Annotated in this window: 11 protein-coding genes and 1 pseudogene; 4 read left to right on the top strand and 8 right to left on the bottom strand. The window is 70.4% G+C overall.

Going from position 1 to position 14,145, the window contains the following annotated elements:
* Positions 1–18 precede the first annotated feature (18 nt).
* Positions 19–3,969, bottom strand: a complete 3,951-nt coding sequence (gene eccCa / locus BJY18_RS29050) for a type VII secretion protein EccCa (protein WP_184783083.1) — start codon at positions 3,967–3,969, stop codon at positions 19–21.
* A gap of 180 nt (positions 3,970–4,149) precedes the next feature.
* Here eccCa and BJY18_RS29045 point away from each other — a divergent pair, with 180 nt between their 5' ends.
* The 3 genes from BJY18_RS29045 (at position 4,150) to BJY18_RS29035 (ending at position 5,141) form a co-directional block, all read left to right on the top strand.
* The gene (locus tag BJY18_RS29045) at positions 4,150–4,497 is read left to right on the top strand and encodes a WXG100 family type VII secretion target (RefSeq protein WP_184783082.1); all 348 of its coding nucleotides are present in this window, start codon (positions 4,150–4,152) and stop codon (positions 4,495–4,497) included.
* Position 4,498: 1 nt separating this feature from the next.
* Entirely contained in the window at positions 4,499–4,795 is a 297-nt protein-coding gene (locus BJY18_RS29040; RefSeq protein WP_184783081.1) for a WXG100 family type VII secretion target, read from the top strand.
* A gap of 157 nt (positions 4,796–4,952) precedes the next feature.
* Entirely contained in the window at positions 4,953–5,141 is a 189-nt protein-coding gene (locus BJY18_RS29035; RefSeq protein WP_184783080.1) for a hypothetical protein, read from the top strand.
* Between the two features lie 58 nt (positions 5,142–5,199).
* Here the strand turns inward: BJY18_RS29035 and BJY18_RS29030 are convergent.
* Positions 5,200–5,751: pseudogene (locus tag BJY18_RS29030) on the bottom strand (TetR/AcrR family transcriptional regulator); the annotation flags it as partial.
* A 497-nt stretch (positions 5,752–6,248) separates the two neighbouring features.
* On the opposite strand from BJY18_RS29030, the gene BJY18_RS29025 reads away from it, so the two are divergent.
* On the top strand, positions 6,249–7,115 hold the full coding sequence (locus BJY18_RS29025; RefSeq protein ID WP_184783079.1) for an LLM class flavin-dependent oxidoreductase: 867 nt from the start codon (positions 6,249–6,251) through the stop codon (positions 7,113–7,115).
* Positions 7,116–7,149: 34 nt separating this feature from the next.
* Here BJY18_RS29025 and BJY18_RS29020 read toward each other — a convergent pair whose 3' ends face one another.
* From BJY18_RS29020 to BJY18_RS28995, 6 genes are all read right to left on the bottom strand, one after another.
* Complete coding sequence (locus BJY18_RS29020) at positions 7,150–7,626, bottom strand: lipoprotein (RefSeq protein ID WP_184783078.1); 477 nt, start codon at positions 7,624–7,626, stop codon at positions 7,150–7,152.
* A 19-nt stretch (positions 7,627–7,645) separates the two neighbouring features.
* Complete coding sequence (gene mycP, locus BJY18_RS29015; protein ID WP_184783077.1) at positions 7,646–8,932, bottom strand: type VII secretion-associated serine protease mycosin; 1,287 nt, start codon at positions 8,930–8,932, stop codon at positions 7,646–7,648.
* Between the two features lie 76 nt (positions 8,933–9,008).
* A complete protein-coding gene (locus BJY18_RS29010; protein ID WP_184783076.1) occupies positions 9,009–9,767 on the bottom strand; it encodes an FHA domain-containing protein in 759 nt (252 codons plus the stop codon).
* A gap of 78 nt (positions 9,768–9,845) precedes the next feature.
* Positions 9,846–11,624, bottom strand: a complete 1,779-nt coding sequence (locus BJY18_RS29005; RefSeq protein WP_184783075.1) for a serine/threonine-protein kinase — start codon at positions 11,622–11,624, stop codon at positions 9,846–9,848.
* Between the two features lie 70 nt (positions 11,625–11,694).
* Positions 11,695–12,855 carry a polysaccharide lyase family 7 protein gene (locus BJY18_RS29000; RefSeq protein ID WP_184783074.1) on the bottom strand — a complete coding sequence of 387 codons (1,161 nt, stop codon included), beginning with the start codon at positions 12,853–12,855 and terminating at the stop codon, positions 11,695–11,697.
* A 33-nt stretch (positions 12,856–12,888) separates the two neighbouring features.
* The gene (locus tag BJY18_RS28995; RefSeq protein ID WP_221458000.1) at positions 12,889–14,097 is read right to left on the bottom strand and encodes a discoidin domain-containing protein; all 1,209 of its coding nucleotides are present in this window, start codon (positions 14,095–14,097) and stop codon (positions 12,889–12,891) included.
* Positions 14,098–14,145: the final 48 nt, after the last annotated feature.

Here is a 14,145-nt window from a genome sequence, read left to right as displayed (position 1 = left end):
GAATCTCGGCACTACGGCTCACTCACGCGGCGGCAGCCAGGCCAGCTGGAGCAGCCGGGCCCCGTCGCGGCGAGTGATCAGCCTGCCGCGCCCGGGCGGCAGGGTCTCGGGTTTGAGCCCGCCGAACAGCGGGCCCTCCTCGCGATCGCCGGACAGCATCAGGCCCGGCGAACCGATGTCACGCACCCGCGCGAGGAACTGCTCGAACAACGCCCGCCCGGCGCCGCCGGTCCGGCGGGTCAGCACCACGTGCAGCCCGATGTCGCGTCCCTGGGCGAGGTAGTCCATGAGCGGCAGGAACGGGTTCTCCATCGCCGAGGCGACGAGGTCGTAGTCGTCGACGAGCACGAACAGTTCCGGCCCCTGCCACCAGCTGCGGGCCCGCAGTTGTTCCGGCGTCACGTCCGGGCCGGGCAGCCGATCGGCCATCGCGCGGGCCGCGTCGTTCATCAGCCGGGTGGTGGTGGCGAGATCGGTTCCGTAGCCGAGGAGATGGTCCTGGCCGACCTCCCCGAGCAGGCCACGACGGTGGTCCACGAGCAGGATCCGGGCCTGCCCGGGGAGGTAGGACTCGGTGATCCGCCGGGCCAGCGCGCGCAGGAACGCGGTCTTGCCGGAATCCGCGTCGCCGAGCAGCAGCAGATGCGCGTCCGCGGCGAAATCGAGCTGCACGGGTGCGAGGTCCTGTTCCGCGATGCCGATGGTGAGCTGGTGGGCGGCCGGATCGTCGCGCGGCGGCAACGCCTCGTAGACCAGTTTCGCCGGCAGCAGGCGGACATTCGGCGCGGGCTCGCCCTGCCACGCGGCACGCACCGCAGCGACCAAAGTGGACACTCCCGTCGGCAAGTCGTCGACGCTGTCGCGACCGTCCGCTCGCGGCAGCGCCATCAGCAACTGGTACCCACTGCTCGTGATACCCCGACCGGGCGAGTTCTCCGGCACGTTCAGCGCGCTCGTCCGGTCCACAGCGGTGTCGATGGGGTCGCCGAGCCGGAGTTCGATCCGGCTGCCGAACAGGTCACGCACATTGGGTCGCAAGTCGAAGGACCGTGAGCAGGTCGCGATGATGTGGACTCCGTAGGCGAGGCCGCGTGCGGCGATCGCGCCGACGACGTCCTCCAGGTCCTCGAAGTCCTTGCGCAGAGTGGACCAGCCGTCCACGACCAGGAACACGTCACCGTAGCGGTCGTCTTCGGGATGGAGTTGCCGGTAGGCCGCCATGCCGTCCACTTCGTCCTCGGCGAATCGACGCTCCCGGCCGGAGAGCACAGTGGACAGTTCGGCGACGGTCCGCCTCACCGCACCGACGTTCTGCCGGCCCGCGACCCCGCCGACATGCGGCAGCCCTCGCAGCGAGGACAGCGATCCGCCGCCGAAGTCCAGACAGTAGAACTGCACCTCGCGCGGAGTGTGCGTGAGGGACAGCGAAGTGATGATCGACCGGAGTGCGGTGCTCTTGCCCGACCGCGGCGCACCGGTGACGACCACATGCCCCGCCGCGGCGGAGAGGTCCAGCACCAGCGGGTCACGCCGTTGTTCCAGTGGCCGGTCGACGACACCTGCGACGACCTTCAACGAACCACGCAGATCTTGTTCTCCAGCTTGAAGTCCGCGTTCGACGTCCACTTCGGCCGTCCCTAGCAGACCGTCCAAAGTAGGTGGCTCAGCGAGTGGGGAAAGCCAGATCTGGTGAGCAGGAACGCCGCGGCCGGTGAACCGGTCGACCAGGATGTCCATTAGGCTTTCACCGATCGCCTCGTCCGGATCCTCCGCTGGAGGATCCTCGGGGACGTCGTCGGCCGGCGGCGCGACATAAGCGGTCGAATAGACCTGCATTCCGGGCAGCTCGACCGGCCCCTTCGCCGGCGGTGCAGCACCCGCGGTGTGCACTCCGGACACGTAGGCCGAGCGGAACCGGACCATCGGCTCGTCACCGAACTTCAGGAAGCCGTGTCCGGGCGCGCGTGGCAGCGTGAACGCGTCGGTCACGCCCAGCACGACCCTGCTGTCGATCTCGGAGAACGTGCGCAGCCCGATCCGATAGGACAGATGCGTGTCCAAGCCACGCAACCGGCCTTCCTCCAGCCGCTGCGACGCGAGCAGCAGGTGCACGCCGAGCGACCGGCCGACGCGTCCGATCTGGACGAACATGTCGATGAAGTCCGGCCGAGCGGACAGCAGCTCGCTGAACTCGTCACACACCACCAGCAGCGTCGGCACCTCGGGCAGCGGCGCTCCGGCGTTGCGAGCCTTTTCGTAGTCCCGCAACGAGGAGAAGTTCCCAGCCGCGCGCAGGAGTTCCTGCCGCCGGATCAGCTCGCCGTTGATCGCTTCCGTCATACGGTCGACCAGCGGCAGTTCCTCGGCGAGGTTCGTGATCACGGCACTGGTGTGCGGCAGCCTGTCGAGCCGGGTGAACGTCGCGCCGCCCTTGAAGTCGATCAGCGCGAAGTTCAGCGTGTTCGGCGGGTGCGTGATCGCCAGCGCGAGCACCAGTGTCCGCAGCAGCTCGCTCTTGCCGGATCCGGTCGCACCGATCAGCAACCCGTGCGGGCCCATGCCGTCCTGCGCGGACTCCTTGAGGTCCAGTTCGATCGGAGTGCCGTCCGGGCGGATGCCGAACCTCACCCGCAGCCGATCGCGGCTGGGCCGCGGCAGCCAGGTGTCGGCAGGATCGAAAGCAAACGGATCTCCCAACTCCAGCAGGCTCTCCAGGCCGAGCTCGGCGCTGAGCGGCTGTTCCCCGCGGCTGGCCGCGGTCAGCCGCAGTGGCGCCAGCTGCCGGGCCAGCGCCTCGGCGGCCGCGACTGGCAGCCGATCCGCTTGCCCCAGCACAGTTTCGGCCTCGCCGGTGTCGTTGGTCAGGGTGCCGTCCGGGCCGAGGTCGAGCACGAGGACGGTCGGCTCCGGCGTGCCCGGCGGCACCGTGGTGAGGTCGAGCAGCGTGACGCCCTCGACGCCGCCGAGGGTCATCAGGTGATCCGACCCGGCGAACGAACCGCCGTCCAGCACGACCACGAGATGCGGGCCGGACGCCCGGGCTGAGGACTGCGGATCGAACCGCGGACGGTTCGCGAGTACGTCCTCCAATAGCACTTCCAGCGTGGTGATCGAGTTCGCGACCAGGCGGAGCGGACCGAGTGCGTCGGTGCGCTCCGGATGCTGGGCGTGCGGCAGCCATTTGACCCAGTCCCATTCGGCCATCCGGTCCGGGCCGGCGCACACCGCGATGCGCACGTCGTCCGGGGGCTGCAGGACGGCCAGCTGGGCGAGCATCGCCCGCACCAGACCGGTCGCGCGCCGCTGGTCGCCGTCGAAGTGGATCCGGGCGAACCCGTCGACCGCGAGCGCGAGCGGCAGTCCGCCGATCGCCGAGTAGGTGGTGATGAACCGGCGCAAAGCCAGTGCCGACAACGGTTCCAGCTGCTCGAGCGGCTTCGTGTCCGGCGCCACGAGCGGTTTCGCCAGGCTCTGCCTGCCGAGGCCGATCCGGACCGCGCCGAAGTCCGCGTCACCGCGACGGCGCTCCCACAGCCGGTGACTCGCGGCGACCGACCACAGCGCGTCCGGCTCGGGATGCAGGTACCACAACGCTTCCCGTTGCCGGCGGGCCGTGCGCGCGACACGCATCCGGTGCTGGGCGAGCTCGCGCAGGTACCTCCGGCGCGCGTGGGCCATCTCGCGTTTGGACGCGCCGCCGCTGCCCAGGAACGACACCACGATCATCCCGGCGATGGCGACCCCGAAGAGCCCGAACACCACGTACCGGATCGTGCTGCTCGTTCCGTTCCCGCTGAACAGCAGCACCATCGCGGCCATCATGGCCACCATCGGCAGCACCATCAGCGCCTGCGTCCACCCTCGGCCGGGCGCGGCGGGCAGCTCGGGAGGCGCGTCCAGCACCAGCTCGCCCGAGGGCATTTCCGGTCCCGGGCGGCGCATCGGCCTGCGCACCACGACTGTCGCCACGACTGCCTCCTCCTGATGTCCTCCCGGCGATCATCACCGCCCGGCGGTTCACCGGGGCCGCGGTGGCAGGAAGAGGCCTCGCCGGACCGTGACCGGCGACGGTGGAGCTAGCTTCGGATCACGGGCCCGAGGCGCCCGTGTACCGACCCCGAAGGGAAACCGGGAAAGGAGCGAGCACCCATGCCGAATGGCGATCAGCTGCACGGTGTGACCGAGAGCCTGCAGCGCGGTGCGCAGATGGCCGGCACGGTGTCCACGAACATCCGGTCCCACCAGGCGACGCTGCGGCCGACCGTGGAAGCGCTCAAGGGCCAGTGGGAGGGCACCGCGCGGCCGGCGTTCGACGCCGCGCACGCCAACTGGGAGCAGGGCATCAACCGGCTCGTCGCGGCACTCGACCACCTGGGCGAGAACACCAAGTACTCGTCGAACACCTACGACATGGCCGACCAGGCCAGCGCGTCCGGCCTGCACGCGGCCGGCGGGATGTCCCCGTTCGGCGGCGCGCTCAACCCGGCAGGAGGATGACATGCTGATCAAGGGCGATTTCGGTCAGCTGGACCAGCTTTCGTCGCAGATCATGGCGACGGTCGGCAAGGTGCAGCAGGAGATGGACACCTGGCGCACCGCGTCCGGTGCCACCGCCAACGACTGGCTGGACCAGGCAGGCGGCCAGTTCACCGAGGTGAACCAGGCGTGGCAGCAGGTTTCCACCGCGCAGCAGGACATGCTGCAGGCGCTGCGTGGCGGCGTGGTCAAGGCCAACGGCGAGCTGCAGCAGGCACTCGCCTCCGCCAAGGCGCGGGTGGGCGGCGTCAGCATCTAGTCCACAGTGGATTCCCCGGGGCCCTTCGCCACCGCGCCACGGCGAAGGGCCCTTTCCGTGGCAGGAGAAGGTCATCAGCCCCGGACGGCCTTCGCCTGCGTGGACGATGGCCGTACTCCGTTCACGACGAGAAAGACAGGTAGCCACGATGAATCCGGTGACGGTCGACTGGCTGACGCTGATCCTGGTGCCCCTCGCCCTGGCGCTGTTCCTGCCCGCGTCGTTCAAGGCCCGAGCGGCACGGAAGAACGGCGAGCAGCCACCGACGTGGACCGCGGTCGCGCAGGCTTTCGGCATCGTGTTCCTGCTGATGATCGTGCTGCTGCAGGTAGTCGGGAACGGCTGAGCGCCCGTCCGGCCGGAGGATCACGTGACGACAGGCCGGATGACGCGCCCACCCGTCGCTACGGCCGCCGGCGCAGTCCCGCGAGGAGAACGGCCACCAGCCGGCGCGCGTCGTAACGCGCGTCTTCGGCACCGATGCAGAGGTTCCCGACGCCGCGCATGAGTTCGAGCGCGGCCAGGTCGGTCTCGATCTCGTTCGCCGCCACGGCCGCGTCGAGCAGTTCGGCGCACACCGGCACGAGCCGGTCGAGGAAGTAGGCGTGCAAGGCGTCGAAGCCGCCCTCGTCGGATTTCCACCGGCCGGCGAGCCCGTGCTTGGTGACGAGGAAGTCGACGAACCGGTCGATCCACGCGGTGAGCGCCACGTACGGGCTCGCGCTGTCCGCGAGCAGCACCGGCCCCGCCTCGGCGCAGGCTTCGACCTGGTGCCGGTAGACGGCGATGATCAGGTCCGCCCGCGTCGGGAAATGCCGGTAGACGGTGCCCATCCCCACCCCGGCCCGCGCGGCGATGTCCCGGACCGGCGCATCCACCCCACCCGCGACGAACACCGCGGCGGCCGCGTCGAGGAGGGTCTTCTCGTTCCGCCGGGCATCAGCACGCTTCGAACGGACAGGCGTGGTCCCGGACCTGGCCGCGGCCCCCTCGACCTGCCCGGAAGCGGCCGCGGCAGCACGATCGGAACGCTGCGCCGCGGCGCCCGGCTCCCCGGCAGCACCCGATTTCCGGACCGCGCCCGGCTTCCGCGCGGCGCCCGGCTCACCTGCGGCGCCCGATTTCCGGACTGCGCCCGGCTTCCGCGCGGCGCCCGGCTCACCTGCGGCGCCCGATTTCCGGACTGCGCCCGGCTTCCCACCCGCGTCTCCCGACTTCCGCGCGGCGCGCCGGGGGCGGGTGGTCCCCTTGCCGTCGTCGTGCATCACGTCGTTCCTTCCTGCCGGGGTTGCGAAGCGGAACATTGCTCCGTATCGTTGGCGGAGCAACGTTCCACTTCTCCATTCTGCCAGAGCCGGAGCCGCCGGACGAGGGCGTGGCCGAGACGACCGGCGAGGACCCCGCGGCAGCGGCCCGCGTGGGCGCATCGATCCACGCAAGAAAGGGAAAACCCATGCCCGACACCACTTTCGGCATCCTGACCGTCCCCTCCAACGTCAGCTACGACGATCTCCAGCGAGTCTGGCTGGAGGCCGACGCGATCCCGGAGATCGCGCACGCCTGGTTGTTCGACCACCTCATGCCGATCACCGGCGACCTCGAAGGACCGATCTTCGAGGGCTGGACCATGCTGTCCGCGCTCGCCGCGCGGACCAACCGGCTGCGCGTCGGGCTGCTCGTCACCAGCAACCGGATCCGCCCGCCCGCGCTGCTGGCCAAGATCGCCACCACCGTGGACATCGTGTCCGGCGGCAGGCTCGACTTCGGCATCGGCGTGGGCTCGCGGCCGGACGTTTCCTTCGCCCGTCGCGAGTACGAGGCGAACGGCCTGCCGTACCTGGAAACCCGCGACGCCGTGCAGCGGTTCGCCGAAGCCTGCACCGTGATCCGCAGGCTGTGGACCGAGGACGAGCCGTTCGACTTCGACGGCGAGCAGGTCCAGCTCACCGGTGCGTACAGCAATCCGAAGCCGGTGCAACGGCCGCATCCGCCGATCGTCGTCGGCGGACGGGCCTCCGCCACGCTGCGGGTGGCCGCGCAGCACGCGGACATCTGCAACATCGCCGGCGGCGACATGGACGACATCATGAGCCGCAACAAGCTGCTGGACCGCTACTGCACCGAAATCGGCCGCGACCCCGCGGAAATCACCCGCTCGATCCCGCTCCCGGTCTCCTACGACGACCCCGGCGCCACCCGGGCCTCGATCGGGGAAGCCATCGACGCCGGGATCCGCCACGTGATCCTGACGCTGCCCGATTCCTACCCGGCCGGGGTCGCGCAGTGGGTCGCCGACGAGCTGATCCGCCCGTCACGCTGACCGGAAACCCGCGCTGACCGGAAACCCGCACCGGTCAACCGCGGGTCAGCCGGAGCACCCCGCGGCCAGCGCGGGCGGCGGCCAGGACGAACTTCACGTCGTTGAGCTCGGCGAACTGACCCGCACTGGGCCCGGAGGTGAACTGCCCGCTGATGCCGGCGGACACGGTGAGCACGATCCCCTCCGGGCCCACGCTGTCCACCATCGCCGAACCCGACCCGTTGTACGTGGTGAACGGCACGCTGGTGCCCGCGGTCACCAGGATCTCGCAGGAACCGTCGCGGCAGGCGGACGTTTTCCGGCCGTCGGCGGCGGTCATCGGCTGCGAGGTCAGCGCCGGGCCGGCGGTCGTGGCCGGGCTGCTCGTGCTCGGCGTGGCCGGGGTGCTCGAGAACATCGAATGGAACGACGAGGACGGTGCGGGCAGCGTCACCGGCGGCGCGCTGGGCGGTTCCGGTGAGCAGCCCGCCAAGGCCGCCACCAGCAGTGCTCCGGCGAACCAGCGTTTCATGCTTCCTCCAGTGGGTCGATCAGGACTGCGGACGCTCCACCGCGGGCGGCGGGAACAGGAACATCTCCTCGGGTGGTTCCTCGCGTGCGACGGTGCGCGGGGTGGCCGCCGACCGCCCGGCCCGCCAGCGCCGGCGGCGTCCGCGAGTGGCGACCGCGGTGCCGAGAACGGCGAGCAGAATTGCCAGAACCAATGCAGCAGCAACGAGCTTCGCCGTCGAACCGGTCCGCGCCCACCACGCGTGCTCCCGTTCGGCGGCGACGTCGACGGCCTGCGGCGCCACCGCAGGAAGTACGGCGGGCGCGCCGGAAAGTCCTTCGGTCACCGCGCGGTACGGGTCGAGAATGCCTGCGCCGTAAGCAGGGCTGCCCGCGCCGCCGCGTGCGACGGCTGCGGTGGCAGTCAACCGCTGCGCCACCTGCTGCGCGTCCAGCGAGGGCCAAGCCGACCGTACGAGCGCGGCAGTGCCGGCGACGAACGGCGTGGCGAAACTGGTGCCCTCCCAGTAATCGTGCCCACCGGCGCGAGTCGCCGCGACCACGCTCTTGCCGGGCGCCATCACGTCGACATAGCCACCGATCTGCGAACTGTCGTCCCGTGCACCGGCGATGTCGATCGAGCCGACCCCCAGCACCCCGGGATAACCGGCCGGGAACGAGGCGGAACCGGCGAAGTCCTGCTGCCGGTTTCCCGCCGCCGCGACGATCAGTGCGTCCCGGGACTGTGCGTAACGGACCGCGTCCCGGATGGCGGGCAGATCGCGGTAACCCGACAGCGAAAGGTTGATCACCTTCGCACCCTGGTCGGCGGCGTAGCGGATGCCCTTGCCGACGGCCTCCGGGTCGATCGGCTGCGGTTCGCCACCGTCGTTCAGCGCACGGTCGGTGATCCGCACCGGCAGGATCCGCGCTCCCGGCGCGATTCCCGCGAACCCCACGCCTGCCACCGGATCGGCCGCGATGATTGAGGCGACCGCGGTGCCGTGGGACACGCAGTCGTAGTTGCCGGGCAGCGCACCGGCGTAGAAGAAATCCCTGCCTGGCAACACTTTGCCCGGCGCGCGCAGCTGCGGATGGTCCGAGTCGACGCCGGAGTCGACGACCGCGACGAGCACGCCGGAACCGGTGCTGCGCGGCCACACCCGTTTCGGATCGAACAGCTGCTGTGCCCACGGCTCCGGCACGATCACCGAATGCGCGGACTCCGCACTGGTACACGCGCCCGCGGGCGGCGCGGCATCAGCGAGCGGCGGCACCGACGCCAGCAAGGCCGGCACGAGCGCGAGCAGGGCGACGAATCGTTTCATGGTGCCGCCATGCTCCGCGTGCCACGGCCGCCGCGGGGGTCACTGGCCGGAAGCGGTCACCACCACCGGCACGGCACTAGCCGGGCAGAGTGTCGAGCATGACCAGGTCGGTCGGTACCAGCGTCGTGGACAGCACCAGCTCGCGCAGCAGGTTGTCGGTGAGGGCGTTGCCCACCGGCTCCCCGACCTCGTCGCGGACCAGCCCGTGCACCCCGCGTGCCGAAAGCCGCGCGCGGACCTCGGCCACCACGTGCTCGACCCGTTTGGCGCGCCAGTTGACCTCCGGCTGCAGGTCGGCGAGGATTTCCGCGGCATGCTGCCGGGAGATCGGCTGCGGGTTCGACTCGTGCAGCAGATAACGCTGCCCGAGCACCACGAGCACCAGCTGCTCCTCGGGACTCAGGTGCCAGCGTTTGCGCGGCTGGGTCTCCGCGTCGTGCTGTGCCGCGGGCTGACCGCCGTTCCAGCCCACCACGTACATCTCGAGCAGATGCTCACGGTCGCGTGACCCGCGCACGAACAGCGGGGTGTAGCCCTCCTGCAGCGGCACCGGATCCTCGTCCCGGAACAGCAGGCGCGTGCGTGGCAGGCGGATCGGCAGCCGTCCGGTGTTGCGGACCCACCACTGGCCGTCGAGATGGGTCAGGGTGCCGTGGGTGCGGCTGACCTGCAGGTCCGTCTCGCCCACGCAGACCTCGACGGCGGGGCGGTTGCGGCCGAACCGGATGGTGCGGCCTTCCGCGGGCCCGAGAACGAGCTTCCCGGACAACGACAACGCGACGACCGCGCCGGGAACGGCCCTGGGCACGCCACGGGCCAGGCTTTCGTGGTTCATGCCCACCTCCTCGGGGTCCTGCGCTGTGCTGCGGTCAGTCTTCCCGCGCCGCGCTGGGACCCCTCCCAGTACGCGCGGTCAGTGCGGCAGCCCGGCGGCGGCCGCGGCCGACAACCGGGTCGCGACGGGGCAGTACTCGTCGCCGGGCCGGTCACCCTTCACCGTGAGCACCATCAGGTCGACGACGGCACGCCACTGCCGGCTCTGCTGCGGCACGGTGACCGTGCAGCTGGTGCCCGAGTCGACGTCCCGCCGGACGTAGGCGGTGTGGCTGCCCAGCGGAGTCGGCTCCCCGCCGATCTTGTCCCCGGCGACGTGCTGGTCGTAACGGAGGTGGACCTGGGCCGCACCTTCCCCGCCGAACCACTTGCACGACCAGTTGCCGAAGTCGGGCTGCGCGGATCGCGGGTCGATCGCGGGCAGTTCGGCCAGCGCCCCGGCGTCCAGCAGGGCACAGGCGTCGAGCAGGGCCAGCGAATCCGCGGGGAAGGCGACCGACCGGCGCGGGAGCAGCCCCCCGCCGTCGGTGACGTGGTCGCGCACCACCTCCACCGCCGCGTCGGCGATGGTGCACAGGTTCGCCGGAGGATTGGGCATGCTCGCGGTGATCCGTACGGCGTACTCGCGATCGAGCACCATGCTGCGGTCGCATTCGTCACTGTCCGTGGGCTTCTCGACGATCACCTCGGCCGGTCCGCCCGGCACCTCGTTCGCCGAGCGGCTGACCAGCTGCACCTCGACGTCCACCGAGTCCTGGGCGCCGCTGTTGACCATGACGTCGCAGCGGTTGAAGTTCCCGCGGGTGCTCTGCAGCTCCGTCGGGCCGAACTGCTCCAGCACCTTCCGGTCGAGCAGCGCGCAGGGGTCGACCGTCCGCTCGTCGCCGACGAAGTCGGTGACCGACGCCGCTGCCTGGCTCGTTCCGGGCTGCGGCTGGTCCGTCCGGAGGAACACCGCGGCGCAGATGCCGGCGACCACCGCCGCGGCGGCGAGCGCCTGGTACCGCGGACGGCGCCAGAACGGGCGTCCGGTGACGACCGGCCGGACCACCGGGGAGGGCGCCGCCGCGGCACCGCCGAGTTCCCGGAGCTGCCCGTGCGCCTCCTCGGCGGTCGGCCGCTTCCGCGGCTCCAGCGCCAGCATCCGCGTCAGCAGCGGGGCGAGCGGGCCCGCGTGGGGTGACGGCAGCAGCTCGCCGCCGCCCACCCGCTTCAGCACCTCGCCCGGCGCGCCGGTGCCGAACGGCGAGGTGCCCTCGAGCGCGGCGAAGAGGGTCGCGCCGAGGGAGAACACGTCCGACGCCGTGGTCGCCGGCCGGCCGGCGACCACCTCGGGGGCGGCGTAGCCGGCGGTGCCGCTGAAGGACCCGTCGCCGGTCCACGTCACCTGCCGCCATACGGAGATGCCGAAATCGGTGAGCTGCGCGAAATCCTGGTCGTCGACGAGGATGTTGCCCGGCTTCACGTCCCGGTGCACGATGTTGCGGGCGTGCACGGCCGACAGCGCGGCCGCGATCTGCGCGCCGATCCGCGCCACCCGCCCGGCCGGCAGCGGCCCGCCCGCCGCCAGCACCTGGTCCAGACCGCGGGCAGGCGAGTACTCCATCACCAGCCAGCACTCGTCGTCGTCGACGGTGTCGAAGACCGAGATCACGTTCGGGTGGTGCACCCTCGCCGCGATCTCGGCCTCCTGCCGGAACTGCAGCCGGTCGGCCTGGCTGGCCAGCGCGTGCGGCCGTTTGAGGGCCACGGTCCGCTTCAGCTTCCGGTCGAACCCCGTCCAGACGATGCCACCGGTACCTGCCCCTCGAGCGTCCTCGAGCAGGTATCGGTCGCCGACGACGTCCCCCGTTCGCACACCGGGTAGTTTAGCGGTTTCGTCCCGCGCACACTATTGTCCGCGGCGACCGGGACACCTCGATCTCGTCCTACTCGTGGGAAACATCCAGATCGTAGATCTTCACCTCGCCGTAATTGCTGTCGCTGCAGGGCGAGGTCTTCTCACAGTTGGCCTGGGTGTAGGCCCCGGCCTTGAAGTAGGCGCCGCTGAACTTCTTCGAGAGCGTGGCCTTCAGGTCTCCGTTGTAGTAGGCCTTGATCTTTCCGTCGCTCACCACGAACTTCGCCTGGAACCGGGTACCCAGCTCGTAGTCGCTGGTCAGCAGCGTGTGCTTCTCGTCCTCGTCGGTGACGTAGAGCTTGCTGCCCTCCAGCCGGAACACCGAGAGGTCGTCGTCGCTGCCGTGGATCTGACCGGCGACGATGTTGGGCCGCCCCTCGGGAGCCGCGGTGATGGCCTCGTCGATCACCATGGTGTGCGTGCCCGAGGTCGAGGACCAGCTGGCCTCCTCCTTGCCCGAGTCGGTCATCTCCCGCAGTTCCGACCGCGGGTAGTCGGATCCGCTGGTGGTCACGCCGTTGACCGCGGCCCGGAACTGCACCGCCGTGCAGTCGTCGGTGGCGCGGAACCACGGGTCGACCGAATACGTCGCCAGCTCCGGCTGCTTGACGTTCTGCGGATGCTCCTTCTCGCCGATCGGCAGGCCGAGGTACCAGTTCTGGAGGTCCAGCACGTCGGCCGGATTGGCACAGTCGCTCCCGCCACCGCCTCCGTCGGCCCCGTTCACCCGCGCTTCGGTGATGCTTGTCCAGTCGTTCACCGTATTGCCGTAACCGACCACGCGAACGTAGCGCGCGGATTCGTCGGCGAAGTCGTAGTTCTCCAGCTGGGAAGTGCTGCCGCTGCTGTTCCGGCGGGGCACCGCGGTGGTCCACGAAGAACCGTCGCCGGAAAGCCGGACCTCGAAGCTCGTGGTCCGGGTGTCGCCCTGGTGCCAGGCGAGCGACACCGATCCGACGGTCTGCGCGGAGCCCAGGTCGAACTGGATCCACGCTCCGTCACCCTCGTCGGACCACCGGGTCTCCAGGTCGTCGTCCTGGGTGTTCGCCGGGACGTTGCCGTCGTCCCCGCCGGCCGTCACCGTCTCGATCTTCAACGGTGCCCCGGCGGCCAGCGCGGCGGTTCCGGAGAAGCCCACCAGTCCGGCCGTGAGCGCCACGGTCGCCACCGCGAGACAAGCTCTTTTCATCGTTCCTCACTTCTCGTTCCCACAACAGATTGCTCAGGAGTAGACGCGGACCCAGTCGACTTCGAAGACCGCGGGACGCAGGCCGCTCTCGCCGGTGAAGTTGTCGAGCTGGATGTTCAGGTGACCCGAGGGCATGTCCTGGATGTCGCCGCGGTCGGAACCGGCACCGCCGGACCGCCGGAACCACTCCTCGCCGTCGACGTAGCCGACCAGCCCGTCCTCGGTCCATTCGAACGCGAAGTTGTGCCAGTGGGTCATGTCGACCGGGCACTGCTCTTCGTGTTCCTTCTCGTCCGACGGGCTCTGCGGGTAGTGCAGGAACGCCTGCAGGCACTGCGCGCCGGGATCGGAGTACTCGACCCAGTCGTACTCGCCATCCTCGTGGCGGTTCTCCGAGGTCGGCCAGATCAGGTGCAGAACGTGGTACAGCTCGCCGGAACTTCCGGTGTTGCGCGAACGGGACCGGATCTCCCACCGGCCGTACCGGCGCTCCTCCTTCTGCCCCAGCCAGCCGGTGTCCCCGTCGGCCTCACCACGCATGGTCATGATGCCGTCGGCCACCGTGCTGTTCTTGGCGCACCGGCGGCCGTGGCCGCTGTGCCCCTCCCAGCACCCGGCAGTACCGCCCTCGTCGCCCTTGGGCACGTCCCACTTCTGCGGGTCCACCGGACCGGTGTAGCCGAACTCGTCCGAGATCGGCAGCGGGGTTCCCCAGCCGTAGCGCACCGCCGCCTGGGTCCGGTCGTCTCCCGGTTGCTCCGAGCCGGCGCCCTGCACGGCCGTTTCGGTGATGCTGGTCCAGTCGTTGCCGGTGTTGCCGTGCCCGACAACGCGCAGGTAGCGGCCGGTTCCGTCGGGGAAGTCGTAGGTCTGCGGCTCGAGGGTGCTGCCGCTGGAAACCTCTCCGCGCAGCACGGTGGTCCAGGACGAAGCGTCCGCGGACAGCTGCACGTCGAACGTGTTGCGCCTGGTGTCCCCCTGGTGCCAGGCGATGGCGACCGACCCGACGGTCTGCGCGGAGCCGAGGTCGTACTGGATCCATACCCCGTCACCTTCGGCCGACCAGCGGGTGCCGAGGTCGCCGTCGATGGTGTTGGCCGCGACGTTGCCATCGTCGTCGCTGGCTGTCACCGCGCTGACCGGCAGTGGTGGTTCCGCCGCCGCGGCGGTTCCGGAGACCCCCGTCAGGCCGGCCGAGAGAAGCACGGCCGCCAGGCCGCAAAACACTCGCCGCAGGTACATGTGTTCCCTCCTTGGTCTCCGGCACTGTGCCGTCGCGCAAGTGGGACC

Origin of the sequence: Amycolatopsis jiangsuensis, assembly GCF_014204865.1 — a bacterium.
GTDB lineage: Bacteria > Actinomycetota > Actinomycetes > Mycobacteriales > Pseudonocardiaceae > Amycolatopsis > Amycolatopsis jiangsuensis.
Note: the sequence above shows the minus strand (reverse complement) of the source record. Positions and strands in the feature narration are given on the sequence as shown.